Below are 24110 nucleotides of genomic sequence, written 5' to 3'. Positions count from 1 at the left end.
GCGCGCCCTGGCAAGGTGCCGCGCAAACTGCGATTTCGCGTGAAAGTTGTGCTAAGGCCTTGGCTTCTCGAAAGGCGAAACAGCGCACAGTCCGATCGCGCCCGTTTTACAATCGAACATCAGCCAGTCGAAAGTAACGGAACACCATGTCACTTCACTCGAAGAAAGAACAGATTCAAACGTTGCGGGAGCAAGGATTTGTCGTTGTGCCTGGATTGGTGTCGCCTGAGCGTTGCGGCGAGCTGAAGCAGATTGCGGAGCGGCAATTACAGGAAGCGGCGGCGCCGATTGAGTTCGAAGCGGATCTTCGCTATCCGGGCGCGCCGGAGTCGAAATATGCGCCGGGCGGGCATACGGTTCGCCGGCTGCTGGATGCGTACGGGCGTCATCCGAGTTTTTCGCAATGGGCGACCGCGCCGGAAATTCGCGGCTGGATGGAGTTGTACTTCGGTGAGGAGCCGCGCTTATCGCGGGCGCATCACAATTGCATGATGACCAAGCATCCTGCTTATGGCAGCTTGACCGGCTGGCATCGTGATGTGAGGTATTGGTCGTTCGAGCGCGACGACCTGGTGTCGGTGTGGCTCGCGGTTGGGTCGGAGACTGTCGATAACGGCGCGTTGTGGTTTGTGCCGAAGTCGCATAACACGGCTTTCACTTCCGACCGGTTCGACGATGCCAAGTTTTTCCGCTCAGATCTGGAAGAGAATCAGGCGTTGATTCGCACCGCGGTTTCGCCCGAGCTCAAGGCCGGGGACGTGGTGTTCTTTCATTGCAACACGCTGCATTCGGCGGGCAAGAACCTCAGCGATCAGGTGAAATTTTCATTGGTATTTACCTACCATGGGGCGAGCAATGTGCCCCTGCCGGGATCTCGCTCGGCGGCCAAGCCTGAAATTGCCTTTTAGGTTTTTTGCCCTGCGCGGCGCGGATGATCGCTGGTCTCGCGCCGCGTAGGCAATCAACGCTCTACCGCTTGCGACCGGAAAGGGCCACCCCGGTGAGGCCGGCGATGGTGGCGATAACGCCGCCCACAATCAGCATGATCGCCTTATTGGTCGGAGACCCGGTAAACACGCGAGACACCTCGCTGCTGACCGAGTTGAACGCCTGCCCGCCGAAATACAACAGCGCAATACCGCCGACAATTAGCGCGATTGAGATCGCCTTCGTCATGAATCCACCCCTTTCGATAAGCTTTGGTCGGCCAAAGTGTAGGGGAGCCGCAAGCGATCGTCCATCCCGCATAGTGGGCCTCTGCAGGCAGCACGGCGATTGGCTACCATAGCGGTCTGGTCTCACTCATACCTGAACATAAAACCTGCACGCCTCCCGCAGTACGTGATGATTTCCTCACGCCCGTGATCGCCGGGCGACTTCAACATCAAGGACACTAGCAATGGCTTACGAAGCAGCTTCAGAACGCTATTCGGACATGCAATACCGCGTCTGCGGCAAGTCGGGTCTCAAACTGCCAGCGCTGTCACTGGGCCTGTGGCACAACTTCGGCGATACCACGCCGATCTCCACGCAGCGCGATATCCTGCGCACGGCCTTCGATCTGGGCATCACTCACTTCGACCTCGCCAACAACTACGGCCCCCCGTACGGCAGCGCCGAAACCAATTTCGGCCGGCTTTTCAAAGACGACTTCAAGCCGTATCGCGACGAACTCCTGATCTCGTCGAAGGCAGGTTGGGATATGTGGCCAGGTCCGTACGGCCAGGGCGGCGGCTCGCGTAAGTACGTGCTCGCGAGCCTCGATCAGAGCCTGCAGCGCATGGGCCTCGACTACGTCGATATCTTCTATTCGCATCGTTTCGATGCCGATACGCCGCTCGAAGAAACCGCCGGCGCGTTGGCGAGCGCGGTGCAGCAGGGCAAGGCGCTGTACATCGGTATTTCGTCATACTCGGCAACTAAGACGCTCGAAATGGCCAGGCTGCTCGCCGAGTACAAGGTGCCGCTGCTGATCCATCAACCCGCGTACAACATGCTCAACCGCTGGATCGAACATGAGCTGCTGGACACGCTGGAGAAAGTCGGCGCGGGCGCCATCGCGTTCACGCCGCTCGCGCAGGGCTTGCTCACCGGCAAGTATCTGAACGGTGTGCCCGAAGACGCGCGCGTCAACAAGCCGGGCGGCGGTTCGTTGAAGCAGGAGCATCTGAGCCCGCAAAACATCGAGCACGTCCGCAAGCTCAACGATATCGCGCAGCGTCGCGGACAAAGCCTCGCGCAGATGGCGCTCGCCTGGGCGCTGCGCGATCCGCGCGTCACGTCCGTGCTGATCGGCGCAAGCCGCGCGGAACAGGTGCGCGAGAACGTCGGTGCGCTGAAGAATCTCGCGTTCTCGAAGGAAGAGCTGGCGGAGATCGACCACTACGCAACTGAAGGTGGCATTAACCTTTGGGAAAAGCCGTCGACGGATCAGGCGATCTGATCCGGCGGTTTTTTGCCGTAGACGTAGACGTAGAAAAGCCGCCGGTAAGGCGGCTTTTTGTTAGGCGTGTCCAGGTGGCGCGCGCGGTTTTCGGCGGCAGGTAGCTTAGCTGCGCGCGCATGCAAACAAGGTGGCGATAGCAGGGGTCCAATCGTGAGCGCTGGTCAGATCAATGGCGCACACAGACATCGCAGTGGCCGAAGCGACTGCGTTCAGTCGACCGAACCATCGGCGAAGCGTCCAGGCCGTCTTCGCCAGACCCCGCTAAACCAGCGCAGGCAAGCCCTCGACCAGCACGACCGCGAACACCACGCCGATCAGCGCGCCTAGCACGCGTAGCGCGTTGTGACGCAACTCCGTCTTGCAGGGAAGTGCGCCGACAAACAAAGCGCCGGCCAGCGCCATCGGAATGACCAGGATGAAATCGGCGATCGTGAAGTAGGTCGTCATACCCGTCTCCTTATCTAGTACGGCGAGGGCAGCGGCTCTATTTCTGGAGTCATGCACTGCCAACGCTCGATTCGAGTATAGGCGACGGTTAGATCAACATAACAACGCTTTGCGGCGCTGCAGCGTGTCTTCGCAGGCTGCTGAACCTTGTGCTACAAGGGCCACAGCGATTGGCGCGCCGCAGCAAAAACGCCGTCAAAAATGAAGTGTTTGCTTACACGGTCCTTACTTTTCAGGGTGGTTCGATGCGCAGCGGATTGTTTGCGCCTAACTGGGTTCACCCGATTTGAGCCCGGTGCCATGGTGCGTCCGGGCTCGGTTTTCCCGAAGCTGATCAGCAGCGTTCCCTCATACCGCGGTCCGTTCGCGTCGACGCAAGCGCATGGCCGCAGCGATGCCGATGACAAGCAGCGCGCCCACCAGTCCAGCGACACCGTTCCAGCCATAACCGGCCCATACATGGCCGCCATAAGAGCCGACCACGCTTGAGCCGATGTAATACGCGAGCAGATACAGGGCGGCCGCCTGCCCCTTGGCTTCTTTGGCAAGGCGTCCGACCCAGCCGCTCGCCACCGAGTGTCCGGCGAAGAAACCGAACGTCACGCATGCGATCCCGGTTGCAATTGCCGCGATCGGATGGAGCATCGTGAGGGCGAGTCCGAGCGCCATCATTAGCAGGCTGCCAGTCAGCACACGCGCCCGGCCGAAGGTGTCGGCCATGCGGCCCGACCACGGCGAGGCGACTACGCCCGTCAGATAGACGACGAAAATCGCGCCGATCTCCGTCTGACTCAACAGATAGGGCGGCGCGAGCAGCCGGTAACCGATGTAGTTGTACAGCGTAACGAAGCTGCCCATCAGCACGAAACCGAGCAAAAACAGCAGCGGCAAGCCGGGCCGCGTGAATTGCTTCAGCAAGGCAGTGCGGTGATGGCCAAAGCCGAGCCCGCGACGCGGTACGAAATGGCGGGATGGCGGCAGCAGCGCGCGAAACGCGAGCATCGAGAGAATGCCGAGCACGCCGATCGTGCCGACTGCCACGCGCCACGAAAACAGATCCGCGACGACGCCGGTAATCACGCGCCCAGCCATCCCGCCGATCGCCGTGCCGCCGACGTACAGGCCCATCGCAAGACCGAGTCCATCGGGGTGCACTTCTTCCGCGAGGTACGCCATCGCAACAGCGGGCACGCCACCGAGCGCGAGGCCTTCGAGCGTGCGCAACACGAGCAATTGATGCCAGTGCGGCGCGATCGAGACGCCGATCGTCAATAGCGCCGACAGCGTGAGCGATGCGGTCATCAGCTTGTGACGGCTCCAGCCTTCCGAGACGAAGCCGGCCACGAACACGGCGAGCGCGAGCGCGGCTGTAGTCAGCGAGAGTGACAAGCTGCTCTGTGCAGGCGTCACGCTGAATGCCGTAGAGAGCGCAGGCAGCAGTGGCTGTACGCAATACAACAGCGAGAAGGTGGCGTAGCCGGCGAACAGCAGCGCGATGCTGGCGCGCCAATAGGCACGCGTGCCGCGCTCGAGATAGGGGATGTCGGTGACGTCAGGCACGGCAGCGGAGGTGAAAGAAGCAGACGAAGCGGGAACAGCCGAAGTAGCAGTCCGGTCGAGTTCCGGCGATGCGGTCACGAAAAAATCTCCTTGGGGAGCGCGAAGTGCTCAAAGAAGTTAAGGATACGCTGAAAAGGCTAAGCGGGCGGGCGCGACGCGCAGCGCGGCGTTGTCACGAAGGGCGCGGACGGCTTGCTCGCTGCGGTTTTGGCATCCCTTGGGGAAATGATCGCTAACCGCTACCCATGCGCCGCTGCATCACTCGCAGGCGCAGCGGGATGCACGATCTGTTCGTCGGTCGGCAATGCGGATGTGTCCCAACCGCCGCCCAAGGCCTTGATCAACGCGACGCTCGCCGCCATACGACGGCGCGCGATCGACACTGCATCCCGTTCGTTGGTGAGCGCGGTGGTTTGCGCGACCACGACGTCGAGATACGTGATTGCGCCGTTTTTATAGCGGTTCGACACGACAGCCAGCGCACGCTGCGCGGCGGCCACTGCGTCGTCCTGCGCGGCGGCTTCCTGCTCGAGCACGCGCAATGCGGCGAGGTTGTCTTCGACCTCACCGAATGCGGTCAGCACGGTTTGGCGGTACTGCGCGACGCTTTCGTCGTAGTGTGCGCGGGCCTGCTCTTTCACCGATGCACGGCCGCCGAAGTCCAGCAGCGTGCCGGCCAGTGCCGGCCCGAGCGACCACAGACGGCTCGGCGCCAGTAGCCATTGGCTGTAGTTGGTCGCTTCGAGCCCGCCCGTCACCGACAAAATCAGGCTCGGAAAGAATGCGGCCGTCGCCACGCCGATCTGCGCGTTCATATCGGCGACGTGCCGCTCCGCAGACGCGATGTCGGGCCGTCGTTCGAGCAACGCGGATGGCACGCCGGCCGCCGCGACCACCGGCACCGCGGTGAGCGGCGCAACCGGCAGCGAAAAGCCTGAAGGCGTCTGGCCGATCAGGATCGCGATCGCGTGTTCGAGTTGGGCGCGCTGCACGCCGAGGTCCAGCGCTTGCGCCTGGGTGGTTTGCAACTGCGTCTGCGCCTGCGCGACATCGGCGTCGGTGGCGATGCCGCCGGCGTAGCGGTGTTGCGTCAGATCGAGTGCTTCCTTGTAGGCCTTGATCGTGTCGTCGAGAAGTTGGCGCTCCTGATCGAAGCCGCGGAGTTCGAAGTAGTCGGTCGCCAGTTCGGCCTGCATGGAGAGGAGCGCGGCTTGCACATCGGCGGCGCTCGCCTGCGCCTCGGCTTTCGCGCCTTCGACGCTGCGCGACACGCGGCCCCACAAGTCGGGTTCCCACGAGGCGTCGCCTTGCACGAGGTAATCGTTCAGCGTGAGACCCGCGGTCGATTTGTGCAGCACATTCTCCGAGGTCCGCGCGCGTGAATAATCGCCGTTAGCGCTGACTACGGGGAAGAAATTCGAGCGGTATTGTGCGACTGTCGCGCGGGCTGCGCGAAAACGCGCCTCGGCGGCCTGCACGTTCTGGTTTGCGCTCGCGACCTGCTGCTCGAGCGCGTCGAGCGATGGGTCCGCGTAGACGCTCCACCACGCGCCACGCGTGAGGGTGTCGGCGGGTTGCGCGGGTTTCCATCCGCTGCCTTCCAGTTCCTTGTAGGTCGCGGCGGTGACCGCGGGCGGCTTGACGTAGTCGGGGCCTACGGTGCAGGCGGTGAGCGCGCACGCCAGTGCTGCGGCAAGCAGCGAGACACGTGTGGCCGGCGGCGCGAAACGGTGACGCGGTGCCGGCGCGTTCACGGTTCACCCCTCACCGCTTGCAGACTGGCGCCGCGCGCAGCAGGCGCGCCAGACGCGGCTGCTCCAGAAGCGCCCGCCGCACCCTCACTACCTGCCGCGGCTCCAGAAGCGCCCGCCGCACCCTCACCACCCGCGGCTGCTCCAGAAGCGCCCGCCGCACCCTCACCTCCCGCCGCGGCTCCAGAAGCGCCCGCCGCACCCTCACCACCTGCCGCCGCGCCAGAAGCCCCAGCCGCATCCCCCGCTTTTGCCGGCACGATCCGCACCGGCGCCCCATCGATGACCGAATCCTGCGGGTTCAGAATCACCTGCTCATTGCCCTGCAAGCCGGATGCGATCGCCACGCGCGTGCCGAAGTCAGTTCCGAGCGAAACCGGCAGCAGTTTCACCTTGTGCTGCGGATCCACGGTGGCCACTTTCACGCCGTCCGGCCGGAACAGCAGCGCGTTGCCGGGCACCGTAAAAGGCGCCGCGCCCGCACCCAAAGCGAAATGCACTTGCGCATACGCGCCCGGCAGCAGATCGCCGTTGCGATTGTCGACATCGACTTCGACGAGCATGGTCCGTTGTTGCGGATCGACGGCGCCCGCAGTGCGCGCGACGATGCCCGGATAGTGTTTCGACGGCGTCTCGGTCAGCGTCAGAAACGCCGTCTGCTGCGCACGAACCTGCTGCGCGTTGGCCTGCGGCACGTTCACATACACACGCAATCTGTCCGCCTGCGCGACATGGAACAACTCCTTCGCCGGTCCGCCTGAACTCCCTGCATCGATCAGCGCGCCGACGTCGACATTGCGAGCCGTCACGATGCCGTCGAACGGCGCGTAGACCTTCTGGAACGATTGCGTTTTCTCCAGGCGTGCCACGTTGAAGCGCGCGGCATCCAGCGTGCCTTTCTTCGCCAGCATGTCGCCGACCTTCTCGTCGGTTTCCTGTTTCGAGACTGATTTGCTTTTCAGCATTTCAGTCCAGCGGTCGGCGGTGCTTTTCGCGAGCGCATAGTTGGCGTCCGCATTCGCGAGATCGGCGCGGGCGGCGCGCAGTTGATCGTCCACTTCGGGCGTGTCGATTTCCGCGAGCAACTGGCCGTTCTTAACGTGCGCGCCGATGTCCGCATACCACTTCTTCAGGTAACCGTTGGTGCGTGCGTAAATCGGCGTGTCGAGAAACGCCTGCACGTTGCCGGGCAGCACGAGGTCGAGTCCCGCCGTCGACTTCTGCGGGCGCACGACCTCGACGCTCGTCTGGCTGGCGTGCTCGGCGTCGCGCTCGAGTGCCGCATGCGCATCATGACGCGACCAGATGCCTTGCGCCGCGAGTACGACCACCACCACGGCCACCGCCACGATGACCCAGCGCGCGCGCTTGCCCTTCGCTGGATTGAGCGTGGCGTTGGATTCGCCTGGACGTTTTCCTTCCATCAACCTTCCCCTATCAGAATGCCTGGGCAGTCAACGCTGCCTCTCGTGTTTCGTGTTTCGTGTTTCGTGCTGCGTGTTGTGCGCTGATCGTCATGGCTTTTGCACCACATGCTCGGCCGCCCGCTGACGCCGTGCCGCGAGCCGCCGGTAGATCATCGAAAACACGACGGGCACGAAGATCAGCGTAGCCAACGTGCCGACCGTCAAACCGCCGATCACCGCGCGCCCGAGCGGCGCATTCTGCTCGCCGCCTTCGCCGAGACCGATCGCCATCGGCACCATGCCGATCACCATTGCGAGCGCCGTCATCAGCACCGGACGGAAACGCGTGAAGCCCGCTTCGATCGCCGCGCGCGTCGCGTCGCCGTGTTCGAGCAACTGTTCGCGTGCAAAGCTGATCACGAGAATCGAGTTCGCGGTGGCGATGCCGATACACATGATCGCGCCGGTCAGGGCCGGAATCGACAGCGTGGTGTGCGTGAGAAACAGCATCCACACGATGCCCGCGAGCGCGCCCGGCAGCGCCGTGATGATGATGAAGGGATCGAGCCACGACTGGAAATTCACCACGATCAGTAGATACACCAGCAGGATCGCGAACACGAGACCGGCGAAGAGACCCGAGAACGAATCGTTCATCGTCTGCACCTGACCGCGCACTTCGATAGCGGAGCTTTTGGGAAGATCGGCTTTGGCGTCGTCGATGATCTTGCTGATGTCGTCGGATACGCCGCCGAGATCGCGGCCGTCGGCGGTGCCGAAAATGTCGATAGTGGTTTGTGCGTTGTAGTGCGTGAGCACCGCGTTGCCGGCTTCGCGTTTCATCGTGGCGAGCGAGCCGAGGATATTGCTGCGGCCGTTAGCATTCAGCGGAATGTTCGCGAGCGATTGCAACGAATCGATCGTGTATTGGGGCGCTTCCGTGATTACGTTATAGCTGACGCCGTTGCGCGGGTTGAGCCAGAACGTCGGCGTGGTCTGCTGGCTGCCGGACAGCGTAATCAGCAGATCGCTCGCGATGTCGCGTTGCGAGAAGCCTGCTTGCTGCGCGCGCGTGCGGTCCACGTCGATAAAGATGCGCGGCAAATCCGCGGGCTGCTGGATGCGTGCGTCGGCAAGACCCGGCACCGTGCGCAGGCGATTCAGCAACTGCGCGGCGAAGGCGCGATTGCCAGCCACGTCGCGCCCGACGATCTGAATGTCGATCGGCGACGGCATGCCGAAGTTGAGCGTCTGACTGACGATATCCGCGGGCAGGAAGGCGAACTGCACGCCGGGGAATTCATCGGTGAGCGTTCGGCGCAGGGTGCGCACGTAGTCCGCGCTCGGATGATGATCGGGATTCAGCGTGATGAGTACGTCCGAATCCGAGGTGCCGATCGTGCCGGTGTTGCTGTACGAGAGGTTGATGCCCGAGACCGGCAGGCCGATATTGTCGATGAGCGAATGCAACTCGCCCGGCGGTATCAACTGACGAATCCGCGTATCGACCCGGTCGGTGACTACCGCGGTTTCCTCGACCCGCATGCCTGTTTTCGCGCGCAGATGCAACGCGATGGTGCCGGCATCGACCTGCGGGAAAAAGTCACGGCCGAGAAACGGCATCAGCAGCATCGACGCGCCACAGCAGACGAGAAACAACGTCACGAACAGACCCGGCCGCGCAACCCGCGCTTCGAGAAACACGCGATAGCGCTCGCGAAAACGTGCGAAGCCGCGCTCGAAGGCATAGTGCGCGCGCATGAACGGATTGCGCGTTTGCTCGGGCGCGTGATGCAGGTCCGCCGGCTTGTGGTGATGGCGCAGCAGGTATTTCGCCATTGTCGGCACGAGCGTGCGCGAGAAGAAATACGAGGCCAGCATCGCGAACACCACCGCTTCGGCGAGCGGAATGAACAGATAGTGCGCGACGCCCGTCAACAGAAACATCGGCACGAACACGATGCAGATCGATAAAGTCGAGACCAGCGTCGGAATCGCGATCTGGTGTGCGCCGTCGAGAATCGCCTGCTCCAGCGTCTTGCCTTGTTCGAGTTGGTGGCTGATGTTTTCAATTGCGACGGTCGCGTCGTCGACCAGAATGCCGACCGCGAGTGCGAGCCCGCCCAACGTCATGATGTTGATGGTTTCGCCAAGCATGGACAGCGCAATGATCGAGGTGATCATCGACAGCGGAATCGACACGGCGATGATCAGCGTCGCGCGCCAGTTGCCGAGGAACAGCAGAATCATCAGGCCAGTCAGGCATGCGGCGATCAGCGCCTCGCGCAGCACGCCCTGCACGGAGGCGCGCACGAACAGCGACTGATCAGCGACCGGATCGATATTCAGCGAAGCCGGCACGAGATTGCGCAGCGTCGGCATCATTTTCTTGATGCGGTCGACGATTTCGAGCGTGGACGTGTTGCCGCTTTTATTGATGGTCAGCAAGGCGGCGCGCTGGCCGTTCACGCGCACGATGTTGGTTTGCGGCTGGAAGCCGTCGCGCACATGAGCGACGTCGCGGATATAGACGGTGCCGTTAGCGGTGGATTTGATCGGAATGTTATTGAGGCCCGCGAGCGAATCCGGACTGCCGTTCATCTCCACCGAATATTCCGTCGAACCGATTTTCGCGGTGCCCGAGGGCAAGATCAGATTTTGTGCGCTGACCGCGTTGACCACGTCCATCGGCGACAGATTGCGCTCCTGCAGCTTGCGCGAATCGATATCCACCATGATTTGCCGCTGTTTGCCGCCGTATGGCAACGGCGCAGAGGCGCCGGGCACGGTGGCAAGCTGCGTTTTCAGGAAGTTGTTGCCGAAGTCGAACAGCTCCTGCTCGGTGAGCGACGCGGAAGACAGCGCGAGGCGCAGGATCGGCACCGTCGAAGCGTTGTAGCGCAGGATATTCGGCGGCGTGATGCCCGGCGGCAACGAGCGCAATTGTGTCTGTGACAGCGCGGTGACTTCGGCGAGCGCTTCATCGATATTCGCGTGCGGCTGAAAAAAGATCTTGATCACCGCGATGCCGTTCAGCGAAGTCGACTCCGTATGCTCGATATCGTTGACCGCGGTCGACAGCCCGCGCTCGTAGTTGAGCACGATGCGCTTTTCCATTTCGTCGGCGGGCAGGCCGTTGTACGACCAGATCACCGACAGCACCGGAATGTCGATATTTGGGAAGATGTCGGTCGGCGTGCGCAGGATCGTCATCGGACCGACGATCAGCAAAAGCAGGGCCAGCACGACGAAGGTATAAGGGCGCCGCAGCGCCAGACGAACGATCCACATGACTAGTGAGGTCGATGAAAGCTGTAGCCGGCGGCATTGCACGCGCGGCAGCTGTCGAGCAAGCCGCGACGCAGGCCGGCGGCCCCAACGGGCGGATTAAGAGGGTCGTTATGGCGGTGCATGATTTTGATATATCGCCCCGGCTGGGTTTATGATGGTCTCGTTACGACGCGTTACGTCCAGATCATCGGCCCGGCGCGCTGTAATGGGAATAGGGCGAAACGACGGGTGAACAGCCTTGAGTTCGCGCTTTCCATGGCCCCGCGAAACGGGAACAATGACTCGAACCTCTCACGCGTCTTACGCGCAGCAGATTGGGTGCGTACGCAACGTTATTGGCGAAGCGGCGCTTTTATCATCACCTTGACCGGCGCGGAATCCATAAAGCCGGCTATGGGAGAAACGGGGAAACTTCATGCAAATCGGTTCCATTGTCCGATCGGTGCATATCGCCGTGCCGCAAGGCGCACGCGGGATCGTCATGCGCATTCTTGGCGATATGGCTATGGTGGCTTGGTATGCCGGCGAGCCCGGCACTTCCGAGCATTTGAATACTGAACCCTTTTTCCTTGAAGATCTGATCGATACGGGCGAGCAGGTGCGCCCGTCGAGCGCACAGGTGCATTGACGCTGGTTTGAGTCCGCTTCATGTGGTTGCAGGTGGCAGTAAACCGCAGGGTGAGCCGACGCCCTCGTCTTTGACGGCGGCGCGGCGCACAATGCGGACATGAACGACGACAATTTCGACCCACAGGACGGCGCCGATAGCGCCGTGCCTTTCGCCCGGCTCAAGCCGGAAATCGTGCTCGACGCGCTCGACAGCGTGCTCAGCAGCGTCGGTGTGTACACCGACGGCCGCATGCTGCCGCTCAACAGCTACGAGAACCGCGTGTACCAGGTCGGCGTGGAAGACGGTCCGCCGGTGGTCGCCAAGTTCTACCGTCCCGAGCGTTGGACCGACGCCGCCATTCTCGAAGAACACGCTTTTGTCGCCGATCTCGCCGCGCGCGAAATTCCGGTGGTGCCCGCGCGTGTTTTTGAAGGCCGCACGCTGCATACCTTCGGCGGTTTCCGTTTCTCGATCTTCGAACGCCGCGGCGGCCGCGCGCCTGATCTGGACCGGCGCGATACGCTCGAATGGCTGGGGCGTTTTATCGGCCGCATCCATGCGGTTGGGCAGACACAGAACTACACCGAGCGTCCCACACTCGACATCAACACGTTCGGCTACGAGCCGCGCGACTTCCTGCTGTCACACCACTTCGTGCCCGACGACGTGCGGCCCGCGTGGCAAGCCGTGGTAAATCTCGCGCTTGAAGGCGTCGAACGCGCCTTCGAGCGTGCCGGCGATATTCGCATGTTGCGAATGCACGGCGATTGTCATCCGAGCAATGTGTTGTGGACCGACGCGGGCCCGCATTTCGTCGACTTCGACGATAGCCGCATGGGTCCGGCGGTGCAGGATTTGTGGCTGCTGCTGCCGGGCGATCGCGTCGAGGCTTCGCGTGCGCTGGCGGATCTGCTCGCCGGTTACGAAGACTTCTGCGACTTCGAGCCGCGCGAACTGTATCTCGTCGAAGCGTTGCGCACGTTGCGGCTGATTCACTACCAGGCGTGGCTTGCGCGCCGCTGGGACGACCCGGCGTTTCCGGCGGCGTTTCCGTGGTTCAACACGCAGCGCTATTGGGAAGACCGCATCCTCGAACTGCGCGAGCAGCTCGGCGCGATGCAGGAAGGACCGCTCTGGCCGGTTTGAGCGAGCGCGGTTCCATGCGTGTGCCGTTCCAGGGCAGCAGGTCATGCGGCGGCAATTCGTCTGGCGGTTGCGCTAAAAGGTAGGTAGAGGTGCCGCAGATCTGCGGCACCTCTACGGTGTTTCAAGGCGCCTGCGACGCCACGCTCGACGATTCCACCAGCGTCGATTTGACGATCACTTCGGCGCGCACGTCTCGTCCGATCGCTTCGATCGCGGGACGCATCTGCACGAAATCGTCGGGTGTGCAGACCTCGCTGTCGAAATGGGTGGCGCCGTCGCGCGCCATCGTCACCACGTTGCTGAGCGGATCGAACGTGTATTGCGACTGAAAATCGACGAAGCGGTCCTCGGTTCGTTTCGCTTCCGGCATCTCGAGCACGTGGAAATTCGCGGGTAATTCAATGCGCGCGCGTTCATGCAACGCCAGGTTGTGGCAAATGAACGGCTGCGTGCGCTGCCGTTCGCCAAGCCAATAGCGGGTGTCCGCTTCGAAGCCGCCGGCCAGACTTGTCAGCGCCGGAATCGATGCCGCTGCGCCCGGCACCACCAGACTTTCGAGCGTGCCTTTCATCGTGATCGTCAGCGGGCCGTCGGCAACGCTGAGGTCGCTGGTGGTTAGCGTGGCGGTGCCGCGCAGGTTGGCGCTGCGCAGTTCCGCCTGGATCGAGTCCTCGCGTTGCGCGGGCGTCTGCGTGCGCAACATCGCGCGCGCCTGTTCGGCTGTCGCACCCGAGGCTTCCAGCCGATACGTGAAGCTCGCCGAGCCATCCGGTTCGACCTTGATCGACAGGTCGGTGCTGCGCGTCGTCAACTCCGTGGCCGGCGTTTGCGCAACCACCCCCTGATTGACGAGGACGGTGGGCCGGTCCATATCGGACGACGGCAAAAAACCGAATTCAACATTCGACGCCGTCGAGTCGGCGTATTGCTGCAAATCGGGCAGCCACGTGATGGCGTGATTGATGACGCCGTAGCCCGGCACGCTGGGCAGCGTATAGATCGAGCCGCTGCTGATCAAAGCCGGCTCATTGCGGATGCCGACCGCGTCGAGCAGCGCGCCATATAGCGCCACGTGATCCTTGCAGTCGCCGTAGCGGTTCGCGAGGATCGCGCTTGCGCTGTGCGGCACCACCGAGCCGCGCCCGACATAGATCGCCACATAGCGGACGTTGCGGCGCACCCAGTCGTACAGCGTCTTGGCTTTGTCGCGCGGGGTGTGGTCACGCGCGGTGAGGTTTTGCGCGAGACGCGTGACGGCGCCGTCGCGCGTGCTCGGGTCGGCGGCGGACGCCTTGTAGCTGGCGGCGAAAGCGGCGTAGTCCGGAAAGGTCGAGACCATCAGCCGGTCGCCATACGACACGTACGCAATCGAGCCGCGCTCGAGCCGGCTGAAATGCGCCTTGTCGTAACGATATTCGTAGCGTGTGCGGCCGTCGCGCGTGACCGGTTGCAGTGTGGTGAAGCCGCGTGCATCGGCATAGAGCGGCTTGTCTGCGGGCAGGTCGTAGATGAGGTGAAAGTTGTGGGTCGGCGCGAGATCGGGCGGCGTGAAGTCGCTGAACTCGCCCGGCACGATCGGCTGCTTTTGCGTCTTCCGATAGGTGAGGTGCACGCGCGCGCCGGGCTCGACGGCGGGGAACACGATCACCTTTTCCTGGATGTCCTGAAACATCGGCGCGTCGAACGAGCGGGCCTCCTGCACGTCGCGGATCTGCTCGGGCTGCACGTCGTGACGCACGCCATCGGCGGTGGTCGTATACGCCTCGAGGATCTGCACGTCCGCGATATTGCGGTTGAACCAGACGTATTGCTGCGCCACCCGCGCGACGCCTGCCTCGTTGTTCACGTGCAGCGTCATCGAATCGAGCTTCGAAAAGGAGCCGTCGGCATTGACGGTGAAGGTCTGCGTTTCACCTTCGTTGGTATAAGGATCGTCCAGTTTGGTTGCGATGTTCGCGCTCGCGGCGTGGGTGCACGCAAGCCAGCCGAGAGAAGCAAGACAGACCCAAGAGGCGAGGCGCATGGCAGGCAGGTATCCGGAACGGCAACGTTGACGGGATCGCCAGTTAGAGTCGGTTTGCGCCGCCCGGATGTCAAGCGGATACCGCGCTTTGCGATTGAGCAAATGCCCTAATTATGTAATGATAGCTATTCTCAATTGAAAGGCATCGCTAGCTTTCTGTCACATTTCTCCTCTTCTGTGACTGCCAGCCAGCCTCTCAGCCGGACGGCCTGGACCGCAAGCCGGGTTTGTCTGGCCCTTCCTTTCGAACTTTCCTTTACCGCTGATGTGAACGAGCGCCTTGTCGTCGCCCGTCGCTCGTCGGCGAGGGTTTAACTTACTGCGCCTGGAGCCTGGATGTGAACGCGCCTGATGCGATCGATATGAAACCTGCTGCGGGTGACGGCACGCAATACACCGCTCGTACGCTGGAGCGTGGTCATCATCTGATGGACGACGCCGAGCAGGCGGCCCGGCGCCAGCGTTCGCGGCGGGCGAATTTCATCAAGTGGTTGCGCAAGGTGCACGGCTGGGTCGGCCTGTGGGGCGCGGTGTTGGGGCTGATGTTTGGCGCGACCGGCTTTTTGCTGAACCATCGGGGCGGCCCGTTGAAGGTGTCATCCGGTGAGCCGCAGGTCGAGGAGATGCAGATTCCTGTGCCGCAGAAAAAGTTGGGTTCGCCAATGGAGATGGCGAAGTGGCTGAAGGGAGAGTTGAAGATCGACGGCAAGCCGGGGAGGGTGAAGCGCGAGCCGGCGCATCCAGTGGCGTGGGGCGATCGCAGCACGATGCAACCGGAGTTCTGGCAAGTCGGGATTTTTGGCCCTAATCAGAATGTGCAGGCTGAGTATTGGGTTGGGAATGGGTTTGTTGCGGTGAAACGCACGCAGAACTCGTTTCTCACGACGATGAATAATTTGCATCGCGGTGTGGGGTTGAGTGTAGGGTGGGTTTTGTTGATCGATACAATCGCTGGTGGGATGATTCTGCTTTCTCTGACCGGTGTCCTGCTGTGGACCGAACTTAACAAACGGCGAGTTGTGGGTGTCGTGCTGGTTGGATGCTCAGTGGTTGCCGCGGTGGTTTGTGGGTTAATGTAAGCGGCTTTTGCCTTGCGCGGCGGCATGGGGTCCATGAAGCGCCGCGCGAGCAAAAATCAGACGCGCCCGACGCTCCCCATATTCGTGTTAAACGCTACAAGCCGCCCCCCCAGAAGCCGCAATCTCCCGCGCTGCCTTAGCGCCTTCCACCTGCAACAAAGTCGGCAACGAAACGCCATTCTTGGCTGCCGTCACCTCGGCGAGAATAGAAACGGCAATCTCAGGCGGCGTCCGGCTACCAATATAAATCCCAACCGGCCCATGCAACCGGGCCAACTCGGCATCGTTCAGATCGAACTCCTTCAACCGCTCGCGCCGCGCCTGATTATTCCTTCGCGATCCCAAAGCACCCACATAAAAAGCCGGCGTCTTCAACGCCTCCATCAAAGCGAGATCATCCAGCTTGGGATCATGCGTTAAAGCAATCACCGCACACCGCTCATCGAGCTTCATCTCGATCACCGTATCGTCCGGCATCGTCCGCACGATTTTAGTGCCGGGAATATTCCACTCCTCGGTGTACTCCTCGCGCGGATCGCACACGGTGACCTGATAATCGAGCCCGACCGCAATGTTGCACAGATAGCGCGACAACTGCCCCGCGCCGATCACCAGCATCCGGTAACGCGGGCCGTGAATCGTCAGCAGACGCTCGCCGTCGAAATGCACGCCGTCCGTCGCCTGCGCCGTATCGAGCCGCACCGCGCCCGTCACCATATCGACTTCACGTGCCACCAGACGGCCGTCCTCCACCGCATTGCACAGATCGGCAATGCCGCTTTGCGTCGTCAAAGGCTCCAGCACCAGCTGGATCGTGCCGCCGCACGGCAGGCCGAAGCGATGCGCTTCCTCCGCCGTGATGCCGTACTTCACCGCCTCCGGGCGTGTCTGCTCAATACCCTTTTGCCGCACGCGGTCGATCAGGTCGTCTTCGATACAGCCGCCCGATACCGACCCCACCACGAGTCCATCGTCACGCACCGCGAGCATCGCGCCCTCGGGACGCGGCGACGAGCCCCACGTCTTCACCACCGTCACCAGTAGCGCGCGATGTCCCTCCTCCAGCCAACGTGCGCTGGACTTCAGGACTTCGAGATCCACGCTGTCCATGATTTCTTCCTCTTCGTTCCGTCGCCGCCGGACTCAGTGTCCGTGGCCTCATTCGATTCTGTATTTTGCACCGCCGCTTCGGCGGCTGCAGTTTCGCTGCCATCCGGGGGCGTTTCGCCGTCAGCGTTGCCGCCAACCTGCGCGCCGAAGCGCTTGAAAAATTCGCCCGCGATTTTACGCGCCGCACCGTCGACCAGCCGGGAACCGATCTGCGCGAGCTTGCCACCGACCTGCGCCGTCGCGGTGTATGTGAGCTTCGTCGCGGTGTCGCCTTCCGGTTCGAGCGTGACGTGCGTATTGCCCTTGCCGAAGCCTGCCGCGCCACCCTGGCCTTCGAAAACGATGGTGTACGTGTTCGGCGCATCGATGTCGGTCAGCAGCATACGCCCTTTGAAGCGAGCCTTCACCGGACCGACCGATGCGCTCAGCACCACCGCGTATGCATTTTCGCCGTCCGGGTCGATGCTCTCGCAGCCGGGAATGCACGCGCGCAGGATTTCCGTATTGTTCAGGGCATCCCAGGCGCGCTGCTGAGAAACCGGCAGCGTATGGGTTTCACTCAATTCCATGGCGTTGCTCCCGCGGTTGTCGTGGCGGATACGGCGAGACGAGGCGCGCGCGTGAGTTGCGCGAGATCGCGGCCGAACGCCGCCAGACTGTCTAGATTATGGACCGGACGATGCGCGTCGACATACGGCAGGATCGCCTGCACGCCGCGCGCCTTCGGTGAAAAACCGCTGAAACGCAGCAGCGGATTGAGCCACACAATACGATGTGCGAAGCGGCGCAGGCGGGCCATTTCGGTGTCGAGCACGTCGATTGCTTCGTGATCGAGGCCGTCGGTGACGAGCAGTACGGTGGCTCTGCCAGTCAGCACGCGGCGCGCCCAGCGTCGGTTGAATTCGGCGAGCGCAGCGCCGATCCGTGTGCCACCGGACCAGTCGACCACCTGATCGGTGAGCGTCGCGATCGCCACGTCGGGATCACGTTCGCGCAGCGCGCGCGTTGCGTTGGTCAGGCGCGTGCCGAAAAGGAACACCTGCAGGCGTTCACGCGATTGCAGCAGCGCGTGGCAGAAGTACAGCACCGCGCGCGAATAGCTGCTCATCGAGCCGGAGATATCGAGCAGCAATACCAGCGGCGGTTTGCGTTCCACCACCGCGCGATACTTCCACACCGTCCAGTCACCGCCCGCGCGCACCGCGTGCCGGGCACTCGCGCGCAAGTCCGCGTGCGTGCCGTGCGAAGCGGCTTTCAGACGGCGCGTCGGTTCGGTGGCGAGCGGCAGACGCTGGCCGCGGATCAGATGACGCAAGGTGCGCCATTCATCAGCGGAAAGCGTTTCGAAATCGCGATGACGCAGCCGCTCTTCAGCGCTGAAGGTGACGTGCGCGTGCAGGTCGTGCTGTTCCGTTTCCTGTGGCGCTTTGCGGTGCGGCGAGTGCGGTGTGCGCACGGCGAGCGCGTCGGCGAGACGGTTGTTGCGTTTGGGAGGAGGCAGGCCATCGCGGACTTTCGGCAGCAGCAGCGCGCGCAGCTTGCCTTCCCAATCCGGATCGCGCCAGAACAGATCGAAGGCAGTATTGAAGAGGTCGCGTTCGTCCGGCGCACCGACCAATAGTGTGGCGAGCGCGGCGCGGACATCGTCGCGCCGGCCGAGGTCGATCCAGTGCAACGCGGCGAGTGCGTCGACGGCTTGCGCCGGCGACATCGGCAAGCCCGCGCCGCGCAGCACGCGCACAAAGTGCACGACGTTGCGGGCCAATGTGGGCGTATCGATCGGCGCGGCCGACGTGTCGGCGGAGGCGGTCGTCGCGCGCGCACCGGCTTCGCCCGCCTGAGCGCCACTGCTTGCCGAAGCGCCGTTGCCGTCGTCCGCTTTCTTTTCCATCGCCGTTATCCCGGCGCCGCGAGACATTGCGCGATCTGCGCGGCATCGACGCGCGCCAGATCGTCCTGATATTTGAGCAGCACACCCATGGTGTTCTGCACCGATTGCGGGTCGAGTTCCGTCACCGACAGCGCTTCCAACGCGCGGCACCAGTCGATCGTTTCGGCGATGCCGGGCGCCTTGAACAGATCCATACCGCGCAGCCGATGCACGAAATCGACGGCACGCCGTTGCAATTCCGCCGACGTCTGCGGCGCACGCGCGGCGACGATTTCGAGTTCGCGATCGCGCTCGGGATAGCCGATCCATTGATACAGGCAACGGCGCTTCAATGCGTCGTGTACTTCGCGCGTCCGGTTCGACGTCATCACGACAAGCGGCGGCTGTTCCGCGCGCACCGTGCCGTACTCGGGAATCGATACCTGGAAGTCCGAAAGCAGCTCTAGCAGGAAGGCTTCGAACGGCTCGTCGGCGCGGTCGATCTCGTCGATCAACAACACGCGCCGCGCGCCCGGATGATTTTCGTCGGGCATCAGCGCTTGCAGCAACGGACGCTTCAGCAGGAATTCGCTGCGATATAGCGTGTCGTTGCCGGGCCGCTCGCCGGCGGCCTCGGCCAGACGCAGCGCCATGATCTGGCGCGGGTAGTCCCATTCGTAGAGCGCGCTGGCGGTGTCGAGTCCTTCGTAGCATTGCAGGCGCAGCATCGTGGTGCCGAGCATCCCCGCCGCGGCTTTGGCGAGTTCGGTCTTGCCGACGCCCGGCTCGCCTTCGACAAACAACGGCCGCTCCATGCGCAGTGCAAGGTACAACGCGGTCGCGAGCTCGCGGCTGGCGAAGTAGTCCTGGGCCGCGAGTTGTGCGAGGGTGTCGTCGATTGAAGCAGGCTGCATGGTGTTCCTGAATCTGCACGGTGAAACGGGTGAGGCGCGGGGCGGCGCGTCAGCCGCCAACCGCGCGTACTGCTAACCGTTCGCCTTCGTCACCGCTCGCGCGGCCAGCACCGGAATCAGGTGCGCGCGATATTCGGCGCTCGCGTGCATGTCGGTGTTCAGGTCGGCGTCGGATACAGTCACCGCTCGTGCAGCCTCGGGCGTGAAATTCGCCGATAGCGCGCTTTCCAGTTCCGGCACGCGAAATACCGAAGACGCCGCGCCTGTCACCGCAACGCGCACGCCGCTCGCGAACTTCGCGACGAACACGCCGACCAGCGCAAAGTGCGACGCCGGATTGCGGAATTTCTCGTAGCCGGCGCGCTCGGGCACCGGAAACTCGACGGCCACGATCAACTCGTCGGGCGCCAATGCGGTCTCGTACATGCCGACGAAGAAATCGCTCGACGAAATCCGTCGCCGATCGGTGACGATGGTTGCGTCCAAAGCCATCGCCGCAGCCGGATAGCAGGCGGCTGGATCGTTGTTCGCGAGCGAGCCGCCGATGGTGCCGAGCGCGCGCACCTGGCGATCGCCGATGTGTCCGGCGAGGTCCGCGAGCGCCGGCAGCACGCGCCGAAGCTCGGCGTGATCGGCGACGTCCGCGTGACAGACGGCGGCGCCGATTGTCACCTTGCCGGCATCGACAGTGATCGATTTAAGCGCCGGAATCCTCGTCACGTCGATCAGTTGCGAGGGCTGCGCGAGACGCAGGCGCATGGTCGGCAACAGGCTTTGCCCACCGGCGAGAAATTTCGCGTTGCTGTCGGCGGTGATGGCTGCGGCGGCCGCTTTCGGATCCGTCGCGCGTTGATACTCGAATGAATACATGTCGAATGCTCCGCTCAGGATCTCAGTGGGGTTGCTTGGCAGCGTGGATCGCGGACCACACGCGATGCGGCGTCGCCGGCATTTGCAGGTCGGTCACGCCGAGCGGCGCGAGCGCGTCGAGGATCGCGTTGATGACCGCCGGTGGCGAGCCGATCGCGCCCGCCTCGCCGCAGCCTTTCACGCCGAGCGGATTGTGCGTGCACGGCGTGCCCTTCGCGGTTTCGACGGTGAAGTTCGGCAGATCGGACGCATGCGGCATCGCGTAGTCCATGTAGGAGCCGGACAACAACTGGCCGCTCTCGTTGTCGTACACGCAGCGCTCCAGCATGGCCTGGCCGATGCCCTGAGCGAGCCCGCCGTGCACCTGGCCTTCGACGATCATCGGATTGATCACGTTGCCGAAATCGTCGACCGCCGTGAAATGCTGGATGCGACAGACGCCCGTCTCCGGATCGACCTCGATCTCGCAGATGTACGAACCCGCCGGATACGTGAAGTTGCTCGGATCGTAGAACGCGCATTCATCGAGACCCGGTTCGAGCACGTCGAGCGGATAGTTGTGCGGCACGTAGGCGGCAAGCGAGATGTCGGCGAATGCCTTGGTCCGATCGGTGCCCGCAACGCGGAACACGCCGTCCTTGAACTCGATGTCTTCCGCCGCGGCTTCCAGCAGATGCGCGGCAATCTTCTTCGCCTTGGTTTCGATCTTGTCGAGCGCCTTCATGATCGCCGAGCCGCCGACCGCGATCGAGCGCGAGCCGTACGTGCCCATGCCGAACGGAATGCGGCCGGTGTCGCCGTGAACGATCTCCACGCTTTCCAGCGAAATACCGAGCCGGTCCGCGACCACTTGCGCGAAGGTCGTCTCATGCCCCTGGCCGTGACTGTGGGAGCCGGTGAACACGGTGACCGAACCCGTCGGATGCACGCGAATCTGGCCGACTTCGAAGAGCCCGGCTCGTGCGCCCAATGCGCCGGCAATGTTCGACGGCGCCAAACCACAGGCTTCGATGTAGCACGAGTAGCCGAGGCCACGCAGCTTGCCGTTCTTTTCGGATTCCTGCTTGCGCGCGGCGAACCCTTTCACGTCGGCGAGTTCGAGCGCACGGCTCAGCGTGGTGTCGTAGTCGCCGGTATCGTAAGTGAGGCCGACCGGCGTCGCGTACGGAAATTCGCGGATGAAGTTGCGGCGGCGGATTTCCGCGGGATCGAGCTTCATTTCACGTGCTGCTGTTTCGACCAGACGCTCGACGACATACGTCGCTTCTGGACGACCTGCGCCGCGGTAGGCGTCGACCGGGACGGTGTTGGTGAAGACCGCTTTCACCTCGGCGTAGATGGCGGGCGTCGTGTACTGGCCGGCGAGCAGCGTCGCGTACAGGATGGTCGGCACGCTCGACGCGAAGGTCGACAGATACGCGCCCATGTTGGCGATCGTATGAATGCGCATCGCGAGGAACTTGCCGTCGGCGTCCATCGCCAGTTCGGCTTTGGTCACGTGATCGCGGCCGTGCGCGTCGGACACGAAAGCTTCCGAGCGCTCCGCTGTCCATTTGATCGGACGGCGAATCTTCTTCGATGCCCACGTCAGCGCGACGTCTTCGGCGTACAGGAAAATCTTCGACCCGAAACCGCCGCCGACATCCGGCGCGATGACGCGCAGTTTCGATTCCGGCAGCGACAGCACGAACGCGGCCATCAACAGGCGTTCCACGTGCGGATTCTGGTTCGAGACGTAGAGTGTGTAGCTCTCGTCCTGCACCGAGTAGCTCGCGTTGACCGCGCGCGGCTCGATCGCATTCGGGATCAGGCGGTTGTTGACGATGTCGAGTGTGGTGACGTGCGCCGCTTTGGCGAAGGCGGCGTCGGTCGCGGCTTTGTCGCCGTGGCCCCAGTTGTAGCAGACGTTGTCCGGCACTTCGTCGTGAACCGCGGCTTGGCCCGGATCGCCCGCGTGCGCAGTGTCGACCACGGCCGGCAGCACGTCGTAATCGACCTCGATCAGTTCGGCCGCGTCTTTCGCGGCCTTGATCGAATCGGCGATGACGAGCGCGACCTGATCGCCGACGTGGCGCACTTTCGTGTGCGCGATGATCGGATGCGGCGGCTCGTTCATCGGCTTGCCGTCGGTACTGTGGATCAGCCAGCCGCACGGCAGACCGCCGACATTGTCCGCCGCCATGTCCGCGCCGGTGAAGATCGCGACGACACCGGGTGACTGTTTGGCAGCGGTGGTATCGATGCTGTTGATTTTTGCGTGTGCGTGCGGCGAGCGTAGGAACACCGCATAGGTTTGCTGCGGCAGGACGATGTCATCGGTGTACTGACCGTTGCCGGTGAGGAACCGATAGTCTTCCTTACGTTCGACGGAAGCGCCGATGAGGTGGGTGTCGGGTGCGTTCATCGTCGGCTCCTCAGGCGGTGGCTGGCGCAGTGGCCGCGGCGCTGGCTGTGCCGGCGGACTTCATGCCTTCGGCGCCTTCGAGCACAGCTTTGACGATGTTGTGATAGCCCGTACAGCGGCACAGATTGCCGTCGAGCTGGGCGCGCACGTCGTCGCCGGTGAGATTGGGCTGACGCTCGACGAGGGAGACCGCGCTCATTACCATGCCGGGCGTACAGAAACCGCACTGCAGGCCGTGACAGTGTTTGAAGGCGGCTTGCATCGGGTGCAGGGCGCCGTCTTTGGCGAGTCCTTCGATGGTGGTGATGTTTGCGCCTTCGGCCTGGACAGCGAGGATGTTGCAGGATTTGATCGCGCGGCCGTTCAGGTGGACCGTACATGCGCCGCATTGGGCGGTGTCGCAGCCGATGTGCGTTCCGGTGAGGCGAAGTTGATCGCGAAGGAACTGGACAAGCAGGGTGCTAGGGTCGATTGAGGCGCTGATGGGCGCGCCGTTCACCGTCAGACTGATGCTGATCGCCATGAAGTTGTCTCCTTATGGGGTGAAACCGGACCTTTGTTTTTTCCTGCCTTCAGCTGCCTGCTCGTGGGGTCCGATGAGGGTGCTGCGGTTTTGCTGGTTTTTCTGGGTCTGCCGAAAAGTAAAGCACAAATTGGGGGATGGCGCTATTGGTGGTGGGCCTTTAGATTTTGGTTTTTTTTGCCTGCGCGGCGCTTGGTGTCTGTTTGCCCTGGGGCGTTGGGGCTTGGTTTGATTTGTTTGCCTGCACGGCGGTTTTGTCTGTTTGCCTGAGGGTTTTGGCCTTTGCTTGAATTGTTAGTCTTACTGTGTCACATAGTTTTCGTGCCATCGCTGCGATGAATGGTGCAGACGTTGCGTGAGCCGTAGTCCGAGCAGGATACGCAACGTCGTGATGGAGTCAGGAACGTGGCGTTGTGCGCGCTGGACTGCCGCGTGCGATGTAATCCGCGGGAAGCGCAGGCAGCGCGCGTTCGATGAAGTTTTTTTTATCGCCGCTGCCTGATCCCATCCTGAGTCGCTGGGCCATCAGAAACCCATATGCGGCAATACTCAGCGTGGCGTGGTGGTGAAAGCCCCGCCAGCCGCGACCTTCGTAGTGACCCAGTCCGAATTCCTGCTTCAGATCCTGATAGTCGCGCTCGATGCGCCAGCGCATCTTGG

19 protein-coding genes and 1 pseudogene are annotated in these 24110 nt (G+C 62.8%); 5 read left to right on the top strand and 15 right to left on the bottom strand.

Annotation, left to right across the window (positions count from 1 at the left end):
- The first annotated feature begins 146 nt into the window (after positions 1 to 146).
- Positions 147 to 908, top strand: a complete 762-nt coding sequence (locus HHL24_RS10920; RefSeq protein ID WP_169485509.1) for a phytanoyl-CoA dioxygenase family protein — start codon at positions 147 to 149, stop codon at positions 906 to 908.
- Between the two features lie 61 nt (positions 909 to 969).
- Here the strand turns inward: HHL24_RS10920 and HHL24_RS10915 are convergent, their stop codons facing one another.
- Positions 970 to 1176, bottom strand: a complete 207-nt coding sequence (locus tag HHL24_RS10915; protein WP_169485508.1) for a DUF3185 family protein — start codon at positions 1174 to 1176, stop codon at positions 970 to 972.
- Between the two features lie 223 nt (positions 1177 to 1399).
- Between HHL24_RS10915 and mgrA the strand changes: the two genes are divergently transcribed.
- A complete protein-coding gene (gene mgrA / locus HHL24_RS10910) occupies positions 1400 to 2443 on the top strand; it encodes an L-glyceraldehyde 3-phosphate reductase (protein WP_169485507.1) in 1044 nt (347 codons plus the stop codon).
- Between the two features lie 264 nt (positions 2444 to 2707).
- Here the strand turns inward: mgrA and HHL24_RS10905 are convergent, their stop codons facing one another.
- From HHL24_RS10905 to HHL24_RS10885, 5 genes are all read right to left on the bottom strand, one after another.
- Positions 2708 to 2893: a hypothetical protein gene (locus HHL24_RS10905; RefSeq protein ID WP_169485506.1), complete on the bottom strand. Its 186-nt coding sequence runs from the start codon at positions 2891 to 2893 to the stop codon at positions 2708 to 2710.
- 348 nt (positions 2894 to 3241) lie between these two features.
- A complete protein-coding gene (locus tag HHL24_RS10900) occupies positions 3242 to 4453 on the bottom strand; it encodes an MFS transporter (RefSeq protein ID WP_329606614.1) in 1212 nt (403 codons plus the stop codon).
- Positions 4454 to 4692: 239 nt separating this feature from the next.
- The gene (locus HHL24_RS10895; protein ID WP_169485504.1) at positions 4693 to 6207 is read right to left on the bottom strand and encodes an efflux transporter outer membrane subunit; all 1515 of its coding nucleotides are present in this window, start codon (positions 6205 to 6207) and stop codon (positions 4693 to 4695) included.
- Positions 6204 to 7628 carry an efflux RND transporter periplasmic adaptor subunit gene (locus tag HHL24_RS10890; RefSeq protein ID WP_169485503.1) on the bottom strand — a complete coding sequence of 475 codons (1425 nt, stop codon included), beginning with the start codon at positions 7626 to 7628 and terminating at the stop codon, positions 6204 to 6206. Before HHL24_RS10890 ends, HHL24_RS10895 begins: the two co-directional genes overlap by 4 nt.
- A gap of 90 nt (positions 7629 to 7718) precedes the next feature.
- Positions 7719 to 10901 (bottom strand): efflux RND transporter permease subunit, encoded by a 3183-nt coding sequence (locus tag HHL24_RS10885; protein WP_169485502.1) that lies wholly within the window; start codon positions 10899 to 10901, stop codon positions 7719 to 7721.
- A gap of 415 nt (positions 10902 to 11316) precedes the next feature.
- Between HHL24_RS10885 and HHL24_RS10880 the strand changes: the two genes are divergently transcribed.
- Together HHL24_RS10880 and HHL24_RS10875 are read left to right on the top strand one after the other, a co-directional pair.
- Positions 11317 to 11529: a hypothetical protein gene (locus HHL24_RS10880; protein WP_035554043.1), complete on the top strand. Its 213-nt coding sequence runs from the start codon at positions 11317 to 11319 to the stop codon at positions 11527 to 11529.
- A gap of 99 nt (positions 11530 to 11628) precedes the next feature.
- Complete coding sequence (locus HHL24_RS10875) at positions 11629 to 12657, top strand: serine/threonine protein kinase (RefSeq protein ID WP_169485501.1); 1029 nt, start codon at positions 11629 to 11631, stop codon at positions 12655 to 12657.
- Between the two features lie 121 nt (positions 12658 to 12778).
- On the opposite strand, the gene HHL24_RS10870 is transcribed toward HHL24_RS10875, so the two are convergent.
- Positions 12779 to 14680: a DUF3857 domain-containing transglutaminase family protein gene (locus HHL24_RS10870; RefSeq protein WP_169485500.1), complete on the bottom strand. Its 1902-nt coding sequence runs from the start codon at positions 14678 to 14680 to the stop codon at positions 12779 to 12781.
- Between the two features lie 338 nt (positions 14681 to 15018).
- Here HHL24_RS10870 and HHL24_RS10865 point away from each other — a divergent pair, with 338 nt between their 5' ends.
- Positions 15019 to 15759: a PepSY-associated TM helix domain-containing protein gene (locus HHL24_RS10865; protein WP_169485499.1), complete on the top strand. Its 741-nt coding sequence runs from the start codon at positions 15019 to 15021 to the stop codon at positions 15757 to 15759.
- Positions 15760 to 15846: 87 nt separating this feature from the next.
- Here HHL24_RS10865 and HHL24_RS10860 read toward each other — a convergent pair whose 3' ends face one another.
- The 8 genes and pseudogenes from HHL24_RS10860 to HHL24_RS10825 all read right to left on the bottom strand — a co-directional run.
- Positions 15847 to 16869, bottom strand: a complete 1023-nt coding sequence (locus HHL24_RS10860; protein ID WP_169485498.1) for an XdhC family protein — start codon at positions 16867 to 16869, stop codon at positions 15847 to 15849.
- A complete protein-coding gene (locus tag HHL24_RS10855; protein WP_169485497.1) occupies positions 16842 to 17438 on the bottom strand; it encodes a CoxG family protein in 597 nt (198 codons plus the stop codon). Before HHL24_RS10855 ends, HHL24_RS10860 begins: the two co-directional genes overlap by 28 nt.
- Positions 17429 to 18760 carry a vWA domain-containing protein gene (locus tag HHL24_RS10850; RefSeq protein ID WP_230417408.1) on the bottom strand — a complete coding sequence of 444 codons (1332 nt, stop codon included), beginning with the start codon at positions 18758 to 18760 and terminating at the stop codon, positions 17429 to 17431. The genes HHL24_RS10855 and HHL24_RS10850 overlap by 10 nt, the downstream gene beginning before the upstream one ends.
- Positions 18761 to 18765: 5 nt before the next feature.
- The gene (locus HHL24_RS10845) at positions 18766 to 19653 is read right to left on the bottom strand and encodes an AAA family ATPase (protein ID WP_169485496.1); all 888 of its coding nucleotides are present in this window, start codon (positions 19651 to 19653) and stop codon (positions 18766 to 18768) included.
- 72 nt (positions 19654 to 19725) lie between these two features.
- Entirely contained in the window at positions 19726 to 20523 is a 798-nt protein-coding gene (locus tag HHL24_RS10840; RefSeq protein ID WP_169485495.1) for an FAD binding domain-containing protein, read from the bottom strand.
- Between the two features lie 22 nt (positions 20524 to 20545).
- The gene (locus HHL24_RS10835) at positions 20546 to 22927 is read right to left on the bottom strand and encodes a xanthine dehydrogenase family protein molybdopterin-binding subunit (protein ID WP_169485494.1); all 2382 of its coding nucleotides are present in this window, start codon (positions 22925 to 22927) and stop codon (positions 20546 to 20548) included.
- 10 nt (positions 22928 to 22937) lie between these two features.
- Positions 22938 to 23450 carry a (2Fe-2S)-binding protein gene (locus tag HHL24_RS10830; RefSeq protein WP_169485493.1) on the bottom strand — a complete coding sequence of 171 codons (513 nt, stop codon included), beginning with the start codon at positions 23448 to 23450 and terminating at the stop codon, positions 22938 to 22940.
- A gap of 397 nt (positions 23451 to 23847) precedes the next feature.
- Positions 23848 to 24110: pseudogene (locus HHL24_RS10825) on the bottom strand (IS701 family transposase); the annotation flags it as partial.

The organism is Paraburkholderia polaris (assembly GCF_012927345.1).
GTDB lineage: Bacteria > Pseudomonadota > Gammaproteobacteria > Burkholderiales > Burkholderiaceae > Paraburkholderia > Paraburkholderia polaris.
The sequence above is the reverse complement of the archived record's forward strand: the minus strand, read 5'-3'. Positions and strand labels throughout refer to the sequence as shown.